The 20,199-nt window shown below is 42.6% G+C and carries 16 protein-coding genes and 1 pseudogene; 8 read left to right on the top strand and 9 right to left on the bottom strand.

Annotation, left to right across the window (positions count from 1 at the left end; genetic code table 11):
- Positions 1–4 precede the first annotated feature (4 nt).
- The 7 genes and pseudogenes from ACVC7R_RS04465 to leuS form a co-directional block, all read right to left on the bottom strand.
- The gene (locus ACVC7R_RS04465) at positions 5–727 is read right to left on the bottom strand and encodes a pseudouridine synthase (RefSeq protein ID WP_447263721.1); all 723 of its coding nucleotides are present in this window, start codon (positions 725–727) and stop codon (positions 5–7) included.
- 163 nt (positions 728–890) lie between these two features.
- Positions 891–1,463: pseudogene (locus ACVC7R_RS04460) on the bottom strand (nucleotidyltransferase family protein).
- A complete protein-coding gene (gene ruvB / locus ACVC7R_RS04455; RefSeq protein WP_004250631.1) occupies positions 1,444–2,442 on the bottom strand; it encodes a Holliday junction branch migration DNA helicase RuvB in 999 nt (332 codons plus the stop codon). Before ruvB ends, ACVC7R_RS04460 begins: the two are co-directional and overlap by 20 nt.
- A 264-nt stretch (positions 2,443–2,706) precedes the next feature.
- Entirely contained in the window at positions 2,707–3,570 is an 864-nt protein-coding gene (locus tag ACVC7R_RS04450; protein ID WP_447263720.1) for an ABC transporter permease, read from the bottom strand.
- Complete coding sequence (locus ACVC7R_RS04445; protein ID WP_447263719.1) at positions 3,570–4,433, bottom strand: ABC transporter ATP-binding protein; 864 nt, start codon at positions 4,431–4,433, stop codon at positions 3,570–3,572. Before ACVC7R_RS04445 ends, ACVC7R_RS04450 begins: the two co-directional genes overlap by 1 nt.
- A 276-nt stretch (positions 4,434–4,709) precedes the next feature.
- Positions 4,710–5,132, bottom strand: a complete 423-nt coding sequence (locus ACVC7R_RS04440) for a GNAT family N-acetyltransferase (RefSeq protein WP_447263741.1) — start codon at positions 5,130–5,132, stop codon at positions 4,710–4,712.
- A gap of 135 nt (positions 5,133–5,267) precedes the next feature.
- Positions 5,268–7,769, bottom strand: a complete 2,502-nt coding sequence (leuS, locus tag ACVC7R_RS04435) for a leucine--tRNA ligase (protein ID WP_447263718.1) — start codon at positions 7,767–7,769, stop codon at positions 5,268–5,270.
- A 240-nt stretch (positions 7,770–8,009) separates the two neighbouring features.
- Between leuS and ACVC7R_RS04430 the strand changes: the two genes are divergently transcribed.
- The 8 genes from ACVC7R_RS04430 to ACVC7R_RS04395 all read left to right on the top strand — a co-directional run bounded on the left by ACVC7R_RS04430 (position 8,010) and on the right by ACVC7R_RS04395 (position 16,769).
- Positions 8,010–9,026, top strand: a complete 1,017-nt coding sequence (locus ACVC7R_RS04430) for an NAD(P)H-dependent glycerol-3-phosphate dehydrogenase (protein ID WP_447263717.1) — start codon at positions 8,010–8,012, stop codon at positions 9,024–9,026.
- 21 nt (positions 9,027–9,047) lie between these two features.
- Positions 9,048–9,947: a UTP--glucose-1-phosphate uridylyltransferase GalU gene (gene galU, locus ACVC7R_RS04425; protein ID WP_447263716.1), complete on the top strand. Its 900-nt coding sequence runs from the start codon at positions 9,048–9,050 to the stop codon at positions 9,945–9,947.
- Between the two features lie 123 nt (positions 9,948–10,070).
- Entirely contained in the window at positions 10,071–12,596 is a 2,526-nt protein-coding gene (gene pbp1b, locus ACVC7R_RS04420) for a penicillin-binding protein PBP1B (protein WP_447263715.1), read from the top strand.
- Between the two features lie 85 nt (positions 12,597–12,681).
- Positions 12,682–13,614: a DMT family transporter gene (locus tag ACVC7R_RS04415; protein WP_447263714.1), complete on the top strand. Its 933-nt coding sequence runs from the start codon at positions 12,682–12,684 to the stop codon at positions 13,612–13,614.
- A gap of 63 nt (positions 13,615–13,677) precedes the next feature.
- On the top strand, positions 13,678–14,376 hold the full coding sequence (gene dapD, locus ACVC7R_RS04410) for a 2,3,4,5-tetrahydropyridine-2,6-dicarboxylate N-acetyltransferase (protein WP_447263713.1): 699 nt from the start codon (positions 13,678–13,680) through the stop codon (positions 14,374–14,376).
- 61 nt (positions 14,377–14,437) lie between these two features.
- Positions 14,438–15,568 (top strand): N-acetyldiaminopimelate deacetylase, encoded by a 1,131-nt coding sequence (locus ACVC7R_RS04405; RefSeq protein ID WP_447263712.1) that lies wholly within the window; start codon positions 14,438–14,440, stop codon positions 15,566–15,568.
- 3 nt (positions 15,569–15,571) lie between these two features.
- The gene (locus tag ACVC7R_RS04400) at positions 15,572–16,111 is read left to right on the top strand and encodes a 5-formyltetrahydrofolate cyclo-ligase (RefSeq protein ID WP_447263711.1); all 540 of its coding nucleotides are present in this window, start codon (positions 15,572–15,574) and stop codon (positions 16,109–16,111) included.
- Positions 16,095–16,769: a rhomboid family intramembrane serine protease gene (locus tag ACVC7R_RS04395; RefSeq protein ID WP_447263710.1), complete on the top strand. Its 675-nt coding sequence runs from the start codon at positions 16,095–16,097 to the stop codon at positions 16,767–16,769. Before ACVC7R_RS04400 ends, ACVC7R_RS04395 begins: the two co-directional genes overlap by 17 nt.
- Positions 16,770–16,845: 76 nt before the next feature.
- On the opposite strand, the gene ACVC7R_RS04390 is transcribed toward ACVC7R_RS04395, so the two are convergent.
- Entirely contained in the window at positions 16,846–18,225 is a 1,380-nt protein-coding gene (locus ACVC7R_RS04390; RefSeq protein ID WP_447263709.1) for a glycoside hydrolase family 1 protein, read from the bottom strand.
- Positions 18,226–18,335: 110 nt separating this feature from the next.
- Entirely contained in the window at positions 18,336–20,189 is a 1,854-nt protein-coding gene (locus ACVC7R_RS04385) for a proline--tRNA ligase (protein ID WP_447263708.1), read from the bottom strand.
- Between the last annotated feature and the right edge of the window lie 10 nt (positions 20,190–20,199).

Below are 20,199 nucleotides of genomic sequence, written 5' to 3'. Positions count from 1 at the left end.
GTCACTAGCTGACACTTTCAAGCAAGCCTTCCAGTTCTTCCTTAGTTAAACGACGCCATTCTCCACGTTTCAAATCCTCATCCAAGGTCAACGTTCCCATGGTCAGACGTTGCAAGTCCACAACTTCCTTGCCACAGTAAGCCACCATACGCTTGACCTGGTGGAATTTCCCTTCTGCAATAGTTACTCGGACCAAGCTTTCATCCTTTTCCCTATCAATAGACACAAGCTCTAGCTTGGCAGGCTGACAGGTAAAGTCCTTGATAGGAATTCCTTGCGCAAATGTCTCAACATCTGCGTCTGTCATCACTCCCTTGACCTGCGCCAAATAGGTCTTATCCACATGACGTTTAGGTGAGAGAAGAGCATGAGCTAGCTTGCCATCATTAGTCAAGAGCAAGAGTCCATGCGTATCGATATCCAAGCGCCCTACTGGGAAAACTTCCTTGGCACGTGCATAGTCATCCATCAAATCCAAGACAGTCTTGTGCTTGGGATCTTCAGTTGCTGAGATAACTCCTTTAGGCTTGTTCATCATATAGTAAACAAACTCCTCATACTCTAGCATTTGCCCATCAAAGCAAATCTCATCTGTCTCTTCATTAATTTGCAACTTAGCAGATTTTTCTTTCTTACCATTGACCGTCACGCGCCCTGACTTTAGAAAGTTTTTGACCTCAGTCCGACTTCCGACAGCGCAGGCTACTAAAAATTTATCTAATCTCATAGGGCTATTATATCATGAAAGTTCTTGACCTTAGAACAAAAAAGCCGCCTGATTGGGCGACTTGATTTTTTATAGGGAGATTATTATGAAAAAGTTTTAGGAGTATAAGTTAAGGTCTTCTTAACTTATGAGATAAGTATACAGCTCCTATCTTAAAGTTTCCTTAAGTGATTTCAAATGTGAGATTTTTCCATTTTTCTCGCCAGTTTTTCTTGGATAGACGCTGTTGATAAAGCTTCATTCGGTCTTGATTTTCTAAAAAATGAGGAGTTGGGCGAACCTGAAAGTTCAAAATATCCTCCAAGCCATAAGGCGCAAAGAGCTCTAAAGTTGCATCTGTCTTCAAGCGAAGTCCTATCGCCGTACAACGTTCAGGATATTTACTCATGGCATCACAGGAATTCACATAGGGAGGCGTATGGGGACTATGCTGATGCATATAAACTTAATTTTTCAGCTCCCACTGATACTGGGGAAAGTCCTCTCTCAACTTATTCTCTATAGCCAGCGTTTCTTCATAACTCACATCTGGGTCAAAGAAAATCACATCCACATCTGTTTGGCGGTCAAAGGCTGGTTTATCGGACAAGAGATTCCAGATAAAATTTCGAACCGAACCAGCTGCCAACCAGGAATCTTTCAACTCCAGGTCTCGGATGATAGTCAGAATGGCCATCATATCAGGATTTTCTCTGAAAGAGTCCAAGATTTCATCCTTATTTTTCAATGTATTCATATCCTAAATGCTCATAAGCCTTGGCTGTCGCAACTCGTCCTGAACGAGTTCGCATGATAAAGCCTTTCTGGATTAGGTAAGGTTCATACATATCTTCTACCGTCTCACGCTCTTCAGCGATATTAACCGAAAGAGTACCTAGACCGACAGGACCGCCACCATACATCTCAATCATGGTGCGAAGGATTTTCTGATCTACATAGTCCAATCCTTCATGATCTACATCCAGCATGGTAAGAGCCTTATCTGTAATGACATCATCAATCAAGCCATCGCCCATAATCTGCGCAAAGTCACGCACGCGCTTGAGGAGACGATTGGCAATACGAGGAGTTCCACGACTGCGTAAAGCCAACTCGGAAGCTGCCTCGTGAGTAATTTCCATCTCAAAGATATCTGCCGTCCGCTCGACAATTTCTGTCAAGTCAGCATGCTCATAATACTCCATGTGGCCTGTAATCCCAAAACGGGCACGAAGAGGATTGGACAGCATCCCTGCTCGTGTCGTTGCCCCAATCAAGGTAAAAGGTGGCAAGTCTAGATGAACACTACGGCTAGCTTCTCCTGCACCAATCATGATGTCAATGTAGAAGTCTTCCATGGCGCTGTAAAGCACCTCTTCTACCGACATGGGCAAGCGATGAATCTCGTCGATAAAGAGCACATCTCCAGGCTCCAAGTCATTCAAAATCGCTACCAGATCACCCGCTTTTTCAATGACAGGGCCAGACGTTTGCTTGAGATTGACTCCCAATTCATTGGCAATGACAAAAGCCATGGTTGTTTTCCCAAGACCTGGAGGGCCAAACAAAAGAACATGGTCCAGCGCCTCATCGCGCATTTTGGCTGCCTCGATAAAGATTTGTAGCTGATCCTTTACCTTGTCCTGACCGATATATTCACGTAAATATTGGGGACGGAGGGTGCGTTCTACCAACTCCTCATCACCCATGATTTCATTATCTAAAATTCTACTCATGCTTCTATTATAGCAAAAATCTAGCCTACAAACAAAAAAGCCACCTGATTTGGTGGCTTCTTTAGGGAGATTATTATGAAAAAGAAAAGTTTAGGATTTTTATTAAATAAAGATTACTCAATGAAAATCGAAATCAGGTTAGGCAGAGTGACGCAAGCATAACTAAAGTTAGCTAAGTCGACTCTAACGAAGGGTGATAAGATTTTCGAAGAGTATTAGGAGGTCTTTACTTAATGATTATAGGATACAGGAAAAGACTTAAAGTTAGCTTAAGATAAAATGATTATATTTTTTCTTGCTAGAAATCTTAACCAACACCAACCAAAGCAGAAAAGTTAGAAGGCAGATACTCACCACTATTAAGTATGTTTCTTCCTTTGTTAATAGCTCCTGCCAATGAATCTGGACTCCCAATTTTTCTTGAAACTCTTCTAATAAGCTACTATTCCCCATAAATGTAGTTTCTAATTGCTCCCTCATTAAGACCTGTCTATAGAGAGAAGCAAGATAGGTAGCCGGTGTGCACTTCATGAGAAGTTGAGCAAAATTAGGTAGGATTCCCATCGGAACATAAGTTCCTACTAAAAATCCTGAAGCTGTACCTATAATGGTAGCCAGTTTACCCAGACTATCTACTGACTGGAAATGATAAATCAAGAGTACATTTACCAATGTTGAAAGGAGACTACTTAGCAGCATGATTAAACTTATTTCAAATAGCTTACTCGTAGCTGGAATTTCTTGAAAATAAAGGCTCATAACAATAAGCATAAAGGCTTGCATAACAAAGGAAATGATTAGGCTACTAATAAGATAAGACAGTTGCAAGCCCCAGCTCCCTAAGTCTGTCAAAAAGAGATCCTGATCCACTTGATTTTCACGGTCTTGTACCATCTGGGTTAAAGCTGTAAAACTGGTTGTAATCCCAGTCACAGCCAAGGTTCCACCCATCAGCCAGTTATTTAAAAGGCTCTTATTATCAGGAAGTTGGGACCAGGCATCTGTCAAATTCTTCTGCAAAAAAATGATATAGAGTAGAAAGGAAATCAAAGCTCCCAGTAATGAGAAAAAGACTCCTGAACGATTACGAAAATACAATAAAAAATCACGTTTTAATAAGGCTAACATTAGCGCACCTCTCTTCCTGTAAGGGCTATGAAGGCATCATCCATAGTTCCTGGACGAAATTCAAAGCCAGCAATCTTCTCACGAACTTGGGTCAAATAATCAATAGCTTCCAATTGACTCTTAGGATAAAGACTATACTCAAACTCATTTTCCTTTTCCACAGGCATATTTTTAGGTAAGAATTTCTCCACCTGCTTATCCTTAAAACAAATTTTTAAAAGATTAGAAGCGTACTCACTTTTAATTTCAGCAGCAGAACCTTGGGCAATAACCTTTCCATGATCTATAATATAAAGTTGATCTGCCTCATCTGCTTCATCCAGATAATGAGTCGTTAAGATAATAGTCATCTCTTCATCCCTTTGTAGACGGTACAATAAGTCCCAAATGGATTTACGAGTCTGAATGTCTAGTCCTGTCGTCGGTTCATCTAAAAAGAGAATATCCGGTTTTGAAAGGAGAGCACGAGCAATGTCAACTCGACGTTTCTGTCCTCCGGATAAAGTTCCATAAAGTTGTTTTTGAAAAGCTGTCAAACCCAGTTGATGGATCAACTCATCGACACGATTATAGGTAATTCCCTTATATTGTTTGGCTCGAATGGCTAGGTTTTCTTTGACCGTCAACTTTTCATCCAATACACTTGCTTGAAAAACAACTCCAATCCTAGTATTGGGCGCATAGATGATTTGACCATTAGTTGCTCGTTTAAGTCCGATTAACATTGAAATCGTGGTCGATTTTCCAGCCCCATTAGGTCCTAAGATTGCGTTAAAACTTCCTTTTTTAAACTCTAAATTTATATCTCTTACTGCTGTATGGTCTCCATAGTTCTTAGTGAGGCCTTTTGCTTGTAAAATCATATTTCCTTCCTCCTTTTTACACCTTCAGTTTAACAAAAAGAAAAAAGAAAAAATATAGTTTGGTGCTATGTGGTCGAAATGGATGATTATGTGGTCAATTCTACCTTAAAACTTCTGCATTTGAACATAAAAAAAGCCACCTGATTTGGTGGCTTCTTTAGGGAGATTATTATGAAAAAGAAAAGTTTAGGATTTTTATTAAATAAAGTTAGGAGGTCTTTACTTAATGACTATATGATACAGGAGAATACTTAAAATTAACTTAAGATAAAAGAATTATTGTAATTTTTTTCGATCCACCCAAATCATTCCTGTGCAATCATAAGTAGATAAGGTTTCAAAACCCAGTGAACGGTAAAAAACCAAGGTTTTTTCTGTCTGTTCAGTCGCTAGTTGTATTTGGTAGGCATCCTTATAGTCAGCCAAGGCTTCTTTCATCAAGTTACTACCAATTCCTTGGCGCTGATAGCTAGGCAAAACAATCAAATCCTGGACAAAAACCGATGAAAAACCGTCTCCAACCAGACGCACTAAACCAACGATTTCCTCACCATCACGCGCAAGATAAGTCGTTAGCGAATGAGACAAGGCCTGCTCCAACATCTGAGGTTGATGTGTATAATTTGTCCAACCAACTGCCTGATAGAGATGCAAAACGTCATCAACTGAAACAGATGTTCCTTTTGTAATGTTAATCATAGCAAACCTTTCTAACATTCTCTAAGAGATTTCAACTGATGGCCTTCTTCTTTATTTCACAACAATATTCACGAGTTTAGTTGGCTCAAACAGTTTGGGAAACTGTTTGAGGTTGCAAATGAGCAAATAAATTGGTTATTTCACAACAATGTTAACCAATTTATTTGGTACACTAATTACTTTCACGATTTCCTTGCCATCAATCTCTGCTTTGACTTTTTCGTCAGCCAGAGCCACTTCTTGCAATTCTTCGCGTGATAGGTCTTTCGCGACCATGAGTTTAGCACGGACTTTTCCTTTGATTTGAACGACAATTTCGATTTCGTCCTCAACCAATTTGCTTTCGTCCCATGTTGGCCAAGCTACATAAGAGATAGACTCGCCTGTTGCTGCCACTGTTTGCCAGAGTTCTTCTGCCAAGTGAGGCGCAAATGGAGCGATCAATTGGATAAAGCCTTTGGCGTAGTCCACATAGAGTTTGTCTTCCTTGTTAGCAGCGTTGACAAAGACCATGAGTTGGGCAATGGCTGTGTTGAATTTCATGGACTCGATTTGCTCTGTGACAGCTTTAACGGTTTCGTTGTAAACCTTGTCTAGAGCACCATTGTTTTCCGCAACGATTTCTTTACTTGTAATCAAACGGTACACACGGTCAAGGAATTTACGGCTTCCTTCCAGACCTTCTTCTGACCAAGCGATTGAAGCATCGAGTGGTCCCATGAACATTTCATAGACACGAAGGGTATCAGCACCGTATTGTTCCACCACATCGTCTGGGTTCACCACGTTCTTGAGGGATTTAGACATCTTGGCTGGTGCTTGCTCCAATTCTTCTCCTGTTTCCACATGGAAGAAGGAACCGTCTCGTTTTTCAACCTTATCAGTTGCCACAAGAGCACCACGGTGGTCACGGTAACTTGTGCCCAAAATCATTCCTTGGTTAAAGAGTTTTTGGAATGGTTCTTTAGTTGGAACAACACCGATATCATAAAGGAATTTATGCCAGAAGCGAGCGTAGAGCAAGTGAAGGACGGCGTGTTCTGCACCACCCACGTAGATATCGACTGGCAACCATTGTTTGAGGAGATCCTCATCGGCCAATTTCTCAGTGTTGTGTGGGTCGATATAGCGGAGGTAGTACCAGCTTGAACCTGCCCATTGTGGCATGGTATTGGTCTCACGACGACCTTTGACCCCATCTTCGCGAGTCACTTCCAGCCAGTCTGTCAAGTTAGCTAGTGGACTCTCACCAGTCCCTGAAGGGCGGATGTCCTTGGTTACTGGCAAGACAAGTGGCAATTCACTTTCTGGAACAGCTGTTGAAGTTCCATCTTCCCAATGAATGATTGGGATTGGTTCACCCCAGTAACGTTGACGGCTAAAGAGCCAGTCGCGGAGACGGTAGGTCACTTTCTCTTGACCACAGCCTTTTTCTTCCAACCAAGCTACAATCTTGGCAATCGCTTCTTCTTTGTTAAGACCGTTCAAGAAGTCTGAGTTGATGTGAAGGCCATCTTCTGTGTAAGCAGTCTCTTCAACGTTTCCACCTTCAAGCACTTCTACGATTGGAAGACCAAACTGTTTGGCAAATTCCCAGTCACGTTGGTCGTGGGCAGGTACAGCCATAACAGCACCTGTACCATAGCTAGACAAAACGTAGTCGGCAATCCAGATTGGGATTTCTTTACCATTGACAGGGTTGATGGCATAAGCACCAGTCCAAACCCCTGTTTTTTCCTTGGCAAGGTCTGTACGAGCCAAGTCCGATTTCAAGCTAGCTTGGTGTTTGTAGTCAGCAACAGCCTCTGCTTGTTCTGGACTTGTGATGGCATCTACTAGCTCATGCTCAGGCGCCAAGACAGTGAAGGTCGCCCCAAAAAGAGTGTCAGGACGAGTGGTAAAGACAGTGAATTCCTTATCTGTCCCTTTCACTTTGAAAGTGACATTGGCACCAGTTGATTTCCCAATCCAGTTGCGTTGCATGTCCTTGATAGACTCTGGCCAGTCAAGGTCATCCAAGTCATTGAGCAAGCGCTCCGCATAGGCCGTGATTTTGAGCATCCATTGGCGCATTGGTTTGCGGACAACCGGATAGCCACCACGCTCAGAGGTTCCATCTGGAAGAACTTCTTCGTTGGCGATAGCTGTTCCCAATTCTTCCACCCAGTTTACTGGCACTTCAGCTTCATAAGCCAAACCTTTTTCGTAAAGCTTAGTGAAGATCCATTGCGTCCACTTGTAGTAGTTCGGATCTGTCGTATTGACTTCACGGTCCCAGTCGTAAGAGAATCCAAGCGCATTGATTTGGCGTTTGAAGTTGGCAATGTTTTCTGCTGTGAATTCTGCTGGATCATTCCCCGTATCCATAGCGTATTGCTCTGCAGGCAAACCAAAAGCATCCCAACCCATTGGGTGAAGAACGTTGTAGCCTTGGGCACGTTTGAAACGGCTAAGGATATCTGTCGCAGTATAACCTTCTGGGTGTCCTACGTGAAGACCCGCTCCAGATGGGTAAGGAAACATGTCAAGCGCATAAAACTTCGGTTTTGAAGCATCTGTTCCTGTCTTAAATGTGTGATGGTCAGCCCAGTATTTTTGCCACTTAGGCTCGATTTCTTTATGATTGTAAAAACTCATAGTGTCTCTCCAATTTTCGTGATGGTCCTATTATACCATTTTTAGGGGAAATATTGTTCTCCTTTTCGTGTTTTTTATCGTTTCGCACTTTGAATACTAGGCTATTCTACAAAATAATTTCTAAACATCCTCCAATATCTATCATTTACCATTCAATTTATCCTTCATAAATAATATAGATGCAAGATAGGGTTTTTTATGGTAGAATATAGGAAAGTGCTTTCTCAGAAGGAGGGGAAAATGAACAAACAAACCATCGCTGTTTTAGGGCCTGGTTCTTGGGGTACTGCTCTGTCACAAGTTTTAAATGACAATGGACACGAAGTTCGTATCTGGGGAAATATTCCTGACCAAATTGACGAAATCAATACACAACATACCAACAAACGCTATTTTAAGGATACTGTATTAGACGAAAAAATTATAGCCTACCATGATTTGACCGAAGTCTTGAAGGGTGTTGACGCTGTTTTGTTCGTAGTTCCAACCAAGGTGACTAGATTGGTAGCTCAACAGGTGGCTGCTGTTCTTGACCATAAAGTCGTTATCATGCACGCTTCGAAAGGGCTTGAACCAAATAGTCACAAACGTCTTTCAACCATTCTTGAAGAAGAAATTCCTGAAGAGTTCCGAAGTGAAATTGTGGTTGTATCTGGTCCTAGTCATGCGGAAGAAACGATCGTCCGCGACATCACCTTGATCACTGCCGCATCCAAGGATTTACAAACTGCACAGTATGTTCAGACACTCTTTAGCAACCACTACTTCCGTCTTTATACCAATACAGATGTGATCGGAGTAGAAACAGCTGGTGCTCTTAAAAATATCATTGCTGTTGGTGCAGGTGCTCTTCATGGGCTTGGATTTGGAGATAACGCCAAAGCTGCTATTATCACGCGTGGGCTTGCAGAAATCACTCGCCTAGGTGTCAAGCTTGGAGCAAATCCACTGACTTATAGCGGACTTTCAGGGGTTGGAGACTTAATCGTTACCGGAACCTCTGTCCACTCACGTAACTGGCGAGCAGGTGATGCTCTTGGACGTGGCGAAGCCTTAGCTGATATCGAAGCCAATATGGGCATGGTCATCGAAGGAATTTCAACAACCAAAGCAGCTTACGAATTGGCGCAAGAGCTTGGAGTCTATATGCCTATTACCCAGGCTATCTACCAAGTTATTTATGAAAATGTTAATATTAAAGATGCTGTTTCTGAACTCATGAGTAACGAGTTCAAGGCAGAAAACGAGTGGTCATAATCACCGTTAGAAAGGAAGCTCATGAAGCAAAAAGTTAGAAAAGCTGTTATCCCTGCCGCGGGGCTTGGAACTCGTTTCCTACCTGCTACCAAAGCCTTGGCCAAAGAAATGTTGCCAATCGTGGATAAACCAACTATTCAATTCATCGTTGAAGAAGCTCTGAAGTCTGGAATTGAGGACATTCTTGTCGTAACAGGAAAGTCAAAACGTTCGATCGAAGACCACTTTGACTCAAACTTTGAACTAGAACACAACCTCAAGGAAAAGGGGAAAACGGATCTCTTACGATTAGTGGATGAAACGACTGGCATGCGTCTTCACTTTATTCGTCAAACACATCCACGTGGACTCGGAGATGCCGTTTTACAAGCTAAAGCATTTGTCGGGAACGAACCCTTTGTGGTGATGCTCGGAGATGACCTCATGGATATCACTGATGACAATGCTGTCCCATTGACCAAACAGCTCATGAATGATTACGAAGAGACTCACGCTTCTACCATCGCAGTCATGCCTGTACCTCACGAAGAAGTTTCTGCCTATGGTGTCATCGCGCCTCAAGGAGAAGGAAAAGACGGACTTTACAGTGTTGAAACCTTCGTTGAAAAACCAGCACCTGAGGACGCACCTAGTGATTTAGCCATCATCGGCCGTTACCTACTTACACCTGAGATTTTCGGTATCCTTGAAAATCAAAAACCTGGTGCCGGAAATGAAATCCAGCTGACAGACGCTATCGACACACTCAACAAAACTCAACGAGTATTTGCTCGCGAATTTAAAGGTTCTCGTTACGATGTGGGAGACAAGTTTGGATTTATGAAGACTTCAATTGACTACGCTCTCAGACATCCTCAAGTCAAAGATGACTTGAAAGACTATCTGATTAATCTTGGAAAAGAACTTTCAGGAGAAAAATAAACCCTTAAAACCAGGTTGAATATACCTGGTTTTTTTGTTTCCTAAACAGCTCTAAAGCTACTCTAAGACTAATTTCTTGCAATCATTGCTTTTATGGTATAATAATAAGGAGTGAGGAAAGAAATGAAGAATACATTATTATCCATGAAAGAAAAAGGACTGGCCTTACTGCAGTCTCTAACATCAAAACTAAAAAATATACATTTAGGTAAAGGTGGCCCTAAAAAGTCTAAAAAGAAAAAGCAAACCAAAACGAATATTTGGACTATCTTTGCTAATGTCTTACTAGGAATCAAGGCAACCTTTAACACCCTATTCATCATTGCCTTCCTTGGTGGACTTTTAGGCACTGGGGTTGTTTTCGGTTATGCTGTATCTCTATTTGACAAAGTGACCGTTCCTCAAACAGAAGATTTAGTCAAACAAGTGAACGATATTTCATCCATCTCTGAGATTCACTATGCTGACGGTTCCATGATTGGTGCTATCGAAAGTGACCTCCTTCGGACATCTGTTGCATCAGATGCTATCTCAGAAAATCTCAAACAAGCTATCGTTGCGACCGAGGATGAACATTTCGCCGAACATAATGGAGTCGTTCCTAAAGCGGTTATTCGTGCCAGTCTTGGAAACTTTATCGGACTTGGTTCTTCTAGTGGAGGTTCTACACTAACACAGCAGCTCATCAAGCAACAAGTGGTTGGTGATGCTCCTACACTAGTTCGTAAAGCAACTGAAATCGTGGACGCCCTAGCCTTAGAGAGAGCAATGAGTAAGGACGAAATCTTGACCACCTATCTCAACGTCGCTCCATTTGGTCGTAACAATAAAGGGCAAAATATCGCAGGAGCTCAACAAGCAGCCAAGGGTATTTTCGGTGTTGACGCCTATCAGCTAACGATACCTCAAGCAGCCTTCATAGCAGGCTTGCCACAAAGTCCCATCTCTTACTCACCTTATGAATCTACGGGAGAAATGAAGAGTGAAGAAGATATGGCACTTGGTATCAAACGCTCTCAAGATGTTCTTTACAATATGTACAGAACTGGAGTCCTTAGTCAAGAAGACTACGAAACCTATAAAGCATACGACATCAAACAAGATTTCTTGCCAGCAGAAAGTGTAAACGTATCTTCTAGAGGTTATCTCTACTTTACTGCACTTGATGAAGCAACTAACCTCATGTATGATTACTTGGTGAAAAAAGATAACGTTTCTGCTCAAGAACTCAAGAACGAATCTATCCAGAAATCCTATCGTGAATTAGCCGAAAAAGAAATTCAAAATGGTGGTTACCGTATCACAACTACAATCGACAAAGCGATCCATACTGCTATGCAAGAGGCGGTGGCAAACTATGGCTATCTAGTTGATGATGATACCGGTCAGCCAGAAGTGGGAAATGTCTTGATGGATAATCAAACGGGAGCTATCTTAGGATTTGTGGGTGGTCGCGATTACCAAAGCAACCAAAACAACCACGCTTTTGATACTAAACGCTCTCCTGCTTCTACTACAAAACCTATCCTAGCCTACAGTGTTGCCATTGACCAAGGTTTGATGGGAAGTGCAAGTGTCCTATCCAACTATCCAACCAACTTCTCAAACGGAAATCCTATTATGTATGTCAATAGCTCTGGTACTGCCATGATGAGTCTTAAAGAAGCTCTCAATTATTCATGGAATATCCCAGCCTACTGGACTTATCGTACCCTCCGTGAAAAAGGAGTCGATGTTCGCTCTTACATGGAAAAAATGGGCTATGAAATCCCAGAATACGGTATTGAAAGTCTTCCTATGGGAGGAGGAATTGAGGTTACTGTAGCTCAACATACAAACGGATACCAAACCTTAGCCAACAACGGTGTTTATCATAAAAAATTCATGATTTCGAAAATCGAAAAAACGAATGGTGAGGTTATCTATGAACATAAAGATGAACCTGTTCAGGTATACTCTAAAGCGACTGCAACCATTATGCAGAGCTTATTGCGAGATGTTATTTCGTCACGAATCACCTCAAGCTTCCAGAGCGACCTTGCTGCTATCAATCCAAGTTTAGCAGGTGCTGATTGGATTGGTAAAACTGGTACAACCAATGATGATGGCGATATGTGGCTGATGCTTTCAACTCCACGATTGACACTTGGGGGTTGGCTTGGTCACGATGACAACCGATCTCTTGGTAAGGGAGCTGGTCACTACCGCAATGCTAAATATATGGCTTATCTGGCAAATGCTATCCAGCAAGCTTCCCCTTCTGCTTGGGGTTCTGAACGATTCCGCCTTGACCCAAGCGTTACTTCTTCTCAAGTTCTTAGATCGACTGGTCAGAAGCCAGGTAAGGTTACTATCAACGGTAAAGAGATTAATGTGACTGGAGAAATGGTAACAAGCTACTGGGCAAACCAAACTGGTGCTCCGACTACTACCTACAGATTTGCTATTGGTGGAAGCGATGCTGACTACCAAAATGCTTGGAATACTATTTTGGGAAGTCTACCAAAATCATCTAATTCCAACAATAATAACTCAAACAACAATAGCAATAACAACAATAATCGAAACAATAATCGAAATAGTAGCAACAACAATAATAACGGTAATAGTAACAATAATAACAGTAATAATAATAGCACTAACCAATAACGATAAGTTTCTTACCGATAGGAGAGCGAGAAATGATGATTCTCGCTCTCTTTTTTCTTTTTCTCATTCATGGTACAATAGTTTCATGAATCACTATCAAAAGAACATTTTTAAGGGGACCATCTACTCCCTCCTATCTGGATTAATATGGGGTATTTGTGGTATTTTAGGAGAATTCTTCTTTACCCATTATCAAGTCTCCTCTGGTTGGATTACTTCCATGCGATTAACTATTGCAGGTGTTTTCGTACTTATCCTTTCTAGCTTTAAGTTCCGCTCACAGTTATTCGACCTTTGGAGAAATCGTAACAACTATCTGCCTTTTCTGGCATATGCTATCTTAGGAATCTTCTCCGTCCAGTATTTCTTTTATCTCTGTGTAGAATACTCTAATGCAACAACGGCAACCATCCTACAATTTATCAGTCCTGTCTTCATTCTCATATACAACCGTATCATCTACAAGAAAAACGCTTCTAAAAAAGCGATTTTCTATGTTTTAACTGCTATGCTTGGGGTCTTTTTGATGGCTACCAAAGGCGATTTGTCTAAGTTATCCATCACTCCTATTGCCTTACTAACTGGACTTCTCAGTGCGCTGGGCGTCATGTTTAATGTCATCTTGCCCCAGCCATTTGCTCGAAAATATGGTTTTGTTCCTACTGTTGGTTGGGGAATGATGCTAGCTGGACTCTTTAGTAATTTTCTCTACCCTGTTTATAGAATAAGCTTTCAGCTTGATTGGGTGAGCATCTTGATTTGTTTGACCATTGCCTTTTTTGGTACAGCCTTTGCCTTCTTCCTATCCATGAAGGCTGTCTCACTCGTTTCCCCATTGGTGGTGTCTGTGGTCAGTGCAAGCGAACCTTTATCATCAGCTATTCTAAGCGTTCTGTTTCTAGGATTAGTATTGGATGGCTATCTGCTATTAGCTATGATTTTGATTATTATTCCAATGGTCTTCTTATCCATCGAAGAATCAAAGGATAAAATGAAAGAAACTTCTTTTCATACTTAAGGCTTCAATTTTGGAGCCTTTTTTGGTAGAATAGTAAGCATTACAAAGAGTGAGGAGACACCCATGACTGCTACAAAAATGAATGCTCAAGAAATTATCCAATTTATCGCCAATGCTGAGAAAAAGACCAGTGTAAAAGTAACCTTTGAAGGACAACTTGCTGGAACTATCCCTACTTCTGTTACCAAGCTTGGAAATGTCCTCTTCGGAGACTGGAAAGACATCGCTCCCCTCCTCGAAAATTTAACAGAAAACAAAGACTATGTTGTTGAACAAGACGCTCGCAATTCTGCTGTACCTCTCCTTGATAAGCGCCATATCAATGCTCGTATCGAACCAGGTGCTATCATCCGTGACCAAGTTGAAATTGGTGACAATGCTGTGATCATGATGGGAGCGGTTATCAACATCGGTGCTGAAATCGGTGCTGGAACTATGATTGATATGGGAGCTATCCTTGGGGGACGCGCTATCGTCGGTAAAAACAGTCACGTCGGTGCCGGTGCTGTTCTTGCAGGTGTGATCGAGCCAGCTAGTGCAGAGCCTGTCCGTGTGGGTGACAATGTACTCATTGGTGCTAATGCTGTGGTCATCGAGGGTGTTCAAATCGGTAGCGGGTCTGTTGTTGCGGCAGGTGCCATCGTCACTCAAGATGTCCCAGAAAACGTTGTGGTAGCTGGTGTTCCAGCTCGTGTTATCAAAGAAATCGATAGCCAAACCCAACAAAAAACAGCACTCGAAGATGCGCTTCGCACCTTGTAATGAGTAACAGAGGCGGAAACCTTTCCAGCCTCTTTATCGTATCAATAGAAGGAAATTAGATATGTTAGATTTGATTCAAACTCGACGCGACCTTCACCAAATTCCTGAGATCGGTTTAGAAGAATTCAAGACTCACGCTTATTTGCTCAATGTCATTGAGAAATTAACAGCTGGTAAGGATTTTGTTCAGATTCGTACTTGGCGAACAGGTATTTTAGTTTACTTGCAAGGTAGTCAACCCGAACGTACCATTGGTTGGCGGACAGATATCGATGGACTCCCAATCCTTGAACAAACAGGCCTTCCCTTTGCCTCTCAGCACCCAGACCGCATGCATGCTTGTGGGCACGATTTTCATATGACTATTGCCCTTGGAAGTCTCGAACGTGCTCTAGAAAAACAACCCAAAAACAATCTCCTCTTTCTCTTCCAACCTGCGGAAGAAAACGAAGCAGGGGGTATGCTCATGTATGAAGATGATGCTTTTGGCGACTGGTTGCCTGACCAATTCTATGGACTTCATGTTCGTCCGGACTTAAAAGTTGGACAGATTGCTACCAATACCCATACACTCTTTGCTGGGACATGTGAAGTTAAGATTCGCTTTAAGGGGAAAGGCGGCCATGCTGCCTTTCCACACCAAGCCAACGACGCTCTGGTTGCAGCTAGCTATTTTGTAACACAAGTTCAGTCGGTCGTCAGCCGCAATGTCGATCCTATCGAGGGAGCTGTCGTCACTTTCGGTGTCTTTCAAGCTGGAACAACCAACAATGTCATCGCTGATACAGCCTTCTTGCATGGAACCATCCGAGCTCTTACACATAGCATGAGTCTCTTGGTTCAAAAACGTGTCAAAGCCATCGCTGAGGGCGTGGCTGCTGCTTTTGATATGGATGTAGAAATCGAACTCAAGCAGGGAGGTTATTTGCCAGTCGAAAACAACCCTGAATTAGCCCGTGAATTGATGGACTTCTTTGATGAAAAAGAGGGAATTGAACTCATCGATATCGAACCCGCCATGACAGGGGAGGACTTTGGTTATCTTCTCTCTAAGGTTCCTGGCGTCATGTTCTGGCTAGGTATTGATAGTCCCTATGCCCTTCATCATCCAAAGATGAGTCCTAAGGAAGAAGCTCTGGCTATCGGTGTCGATGCCGTATCAAGCTTCTTAGCCAAGAAAGCTGCGGAGTAAACTATGAAAAAAATCCTACGCAAGCAGGTCTTGCAAGAACTCAAATCCCTATCTGCAGAAGAAAAGCAAAACATGAACGATTGGCTCACCAATCAGATCCTTCAGCATCCCTTCTATAAGGAAGCAAAGACAATCGCCACTTATCTGTCTTTTCCCCATGAATTTCAGACAGCTAGACTCATTGAACAGGCTCAAAAAGATGGGAAAACGATCCTCATCCCCAAAACCTATCCACATGGGAAAATGGACTTTGTTCTATATGAACCAGAGAAACTCGAAAGAAATTCTTTTGGCCTCCTTGAACCTCAGGGAGAGTTCACAATCCTTGAGCCCTCTCAGATTGACCTGATTCATGTTCCTGGTTTAGCCTTCAATTCTTCTGGCTATCGGATTGGGTATGGTGGTGGCTACTATGACAGATATTTGAGCCATTATTCTGGTAACACCATCAGTACGCTTTATCCTTGTCAGATTCAGAACTTCCATCCTGATCCACACGATATTCCCGTTAAGGAGGTAATTATCTATGAAAGAGATTTTTGATCGTCGTTATCCCGTCACGAGCTTCTTTCTTCTCGTGACAACCCTGGTTTTTGTCATCATGTTTCTAACCAGTGGTTTCAACTACACAAGTGCAGCCACCTTGTATCAATTCGGAGCTGTATATCCTCCTGCCATCAAGGCCATGCCTGAGCAAGTCTGGCGCTTGTTTTCAGCAATCTTTGTCCACATTGGCTTACAGCACTTTTTAGTCAACATGCTGTCCCTTTACTTTTTGGGTCGTCAGATGGAGGACATCTTTGGTTCCAAACAATTTTTCTTTATCTATCTTTTATCAGGGATGATGGGGAATCTCTTTGTTTTGGTCTTTAGTCCCAATGCTATTACTGCAGGTGCTTCAACTGCCCTCTACGGTATGTTTGCCTCAATTGTTGTTCTCCGATATGCTTCACGCAATCCCTATCTCCAACAACTTGGTCAATCCTACCTCTCCCTCTTAGTCATCAACCTAGTGGGTAGTGTTTTAATGCCTGGTATTAGCCTTGCTGGGCATGTCGGGGGTGCTGTCGGGGGTGCATTACTGGCTATCGTCTTCCCAGTTCGAGGAGAACGAAAGATTTACAGCCCAGGCCAACGTGGTCTAGCAACCCTAGCCTTTATTGCTTTATCAGCTCTACTACTTTTTATCGGACTATTCTAAGAACAAGAAAAACCATTGGAAACTCTCTCAGAGAGCTTTATTTCCAATGGTTTTTTGAATCTATTTGAAAAGTAGCTTAAAATCCATTATTGTCACTGAGTTCTTTGAACCAGTGGCCTGATTTTTTCAGGCGGCGTTCTTGCGTTTCTAGGTCAAGCTCAACTAAACCATAACGGTTTTTATAGCTATTGAGCCATGACCAGCAGTCGATAAAGGTCCAGATCAAGTAGCCTTTACAGTTGGCACCATCTTCAATGGCACGATGAAGTTCACGAAGGTGCCCTTTGACAAAATCGATACGATAGTCGTCTTGAATCATACCATTTTCACGGAATTTATCCTCGCCTTCAACGCCCATACCATTCTCGGTCAGCATCCACTCAATATTGCCATAATTTTCTTTGATGTTTTGAGCGATATGATAAATCCCTTGCTCATAGATTTCCCAACCGCGGTGTGGATTGATCTTACGACCTGGCATGACATAAGGCTCATAGAAATGCTCTGGCAAGAGTGGACTATCCGGGTGCTTAGCAAAACGCGGCGCCATCACACGCAAAGGTTGATAGTAGTTGACTCCAAGAAAGTCTACTGTATGTTGGCGAATGAGTTCCAATTCTTCTGCTGTAGAATCCGGCAGCAAATCATGCTCAGCTAAAATTTCTACTAATTCTTCTGGATAAGTTCCCAAAACAGATGGGTCTAGGAAAGATTGGGCCTGAAAGAGATCGGCTATGCGAGCAGCTCTTACATCCGCAGGATGTTGACTACGTGGGTAAGCTGGTGTCAAGTTGAGGACAATTCCAATCTTAGAATCAGGCAAAATCTCATGGCAGGCCTTCACCGCAAGAGTGCTTGCTAGCTGGGTATGATAGGCAACCTTAACGGCAGCGTTGGCATCCACCTTATGAGGGTAATGGGCATCATAAAAATAGCCAAACTCTACAGGAACGATAGGTTCATTGAAGGTAATCCACTGATCCACCAAGTCTCCATAGGTCTCAAAACAGAAACGAGCATAGTCTTCGTAGGCCTTGATAGTTGCTTTATTTTCCCAACCATCCCCATCTTCTTGAAGTGCAAAAGGCAGGTCAAAATGGTAGAGATTGACTAAGAGACGAATGCCCTTGGCCTTAATGGCTTCAAAGACCTGACGGTAGAAAGCCACACCTTGAGGGTTGACTTCTCCACGACCCTGTGGGAAAATACGAGACCACTGGATTGAAGTCCGAAAGGCTGTATGACCTGTTTCTAACAATAGTTCGATATCTTTTTCCCAATTTTCATAAAAGGTCGATGTTTTGTCTGGTCCAATGCCATTGTAGTAGCGATTTGGCTCTACTTGGTACCAATAATCCCAGAGATTATCTCCCTTTCCGTCACCAGGCACTCGCCCTTCTGTCTGTGGCCCAGAAGTTGAGGAACCCCAGACAAAATCCTTTGGAAATTTTAGCATAGCTCTACCTCTTTATTTACTCTTTTTATGTTTATTTTATTTCATTATAAGGAAAAAACAAGGCAAAAACTAGTTACATTTTTGTCTTGTTTTTCTTCTGATTATAGATTTTATTTAGTTGTTAGGATTTCAAGGGTTTCAAGCAAGTTATCAGCGTGAACTTCGATGGTATCTCCTGTCGCCTTAATCTTAACTTCTACGATACCATCAGCTGCTTTCTTCCCTACAGTGATACGGATTGGAAGACCAATCAAGTCACTATCACTGAATTTAACACCGACACGTTCGTTACGGTCATCTGTCAAGACTTCGTAGCCTTTATTGACCAAGGCTTCTTCGATACGATTGGTCAATGCAAGACTGGCTTCATCCTTGACATTTACTGGAATCAAGTGCACATCAAATGGCGCCAATTCTTTAGGAAAGTTGATTCCCCAAGCGTAACGGTATTCACCTTTTGGAGTTTTGTTCACAAAGAGGCGAGCGTGTTGCTCCATAACGGCTGAAAGGAGACGACTTACACCGATACCATAGCATCCCATGATGATTGGCACAGCACGACCATTTTCATCCAAGACATCTGCTCCCATACTTGCTGAGTAGCGAGTTCCAAGTTTGAAGATGTGACCAATCTCGATACCACGGGCAAAGTTGAGAACACCTTTTCCATCTGGTGAAATTTCGCCTTCACGCACTTCACGGATATCGACATACTCGGCAGTGAAATCACGACCTGGATTCACACCCGTCAAGTGGTAACCATCTTCGTTAGCACCAACGACAGCATTGCGGCTATCTTGCACCTTGCGGTCTGCGATAATTTTCACAGTTTCTGGAAGATTGACTGGGCCAAGTGAACCAAAGTCCGCTCCCAATAATTCTTTTACTTCTGCCTCAGTTGCAGGTTCCAAGAAGTCTGCTCCAAGGTGGTTTTTCAACTTGACTTCATTGAGTTGGTCATTGCCAACGAGTAGGGCAACAACTGGCTCCTCGTCTGCGATATAAACCAAGGTCTTGATTGTTGCTTCTTCTGAAACATTTAGGAAGGCTGCGACTTCATCAATCGATTTAACACCTGGTGTTTCCACGCGAGCCACTTGATCTTCAGTCACAACACGGTTGCTTGGTTTGTAGGCATTAGTTGCCATTTCCAAGTTAGCTGCATAGCTTGACTCACTTGAGTAGGCAATGGTATCTTCACCAGAAACCATCCATTTGAGCAATTCAGCCTTAATTTCTTCTTGCACTTCTGTAGGAATCTCGTCAAATGATGCGACAGACTTGTCTAACACTACCCAACGATCAAGATCTGTACGAGCAGGTGTGATGGCCATAAACTCTTGGCTATCCTTACCACCCATGGCTCCACCGTCACCGATGATGGCTTTGAAGTCCAAACCACTACGAGTGAAGATACGCTCATAGGCTGCTTTGTACTCATCATAGGTTACATCCAAACTATCGTAGTTAGCGTGGAAGCTATAGCCGTCTTTCATGATGAACTCACGGGTCCGAAGAAGTCCATTACGTGGGCGTTTTTCATCACGATACTTAGGTTGGATTTGATACAAGTTCAGTGGTAACTGCTTGTATGACTTGACAGAATCACGGACAATTGCTGTGAAAGTTTCTTCGTGAGTTGGACCCAAGATAAAGTCAGATTTTTCACGATTCTTCAATTTGTACAAATCTTCACCGTAGGTCTCATAACGTCCTGATTCACGCCAAAGGTCAGCACTGAGAAGGGCTGGAGCTAGCATCTCAACGGCACCAATCTTGTCAAATTCTTGACGCATGATGTTCTTGGCTTTTTCGATAACACGGTTAGCAAGTGGCAGATATGAATAAACACCTGCTGATACTTGACGAACATAACCAGCACGCAACATAAGGGCATGGCTGATAACTTGAGCATCGCTTGGCATTTCGCGAAGCGTTGGAATAAGCATTTTACTTTGTTTCATATTTTTCCTC

This window comes from Streptococcus sp. Z554, from assembly GCF_053010305.1.
Note: the sequence above shows the minus strand (reverse complement) of the source record. Positions and strands in the feature narration are given on the sequence as shown.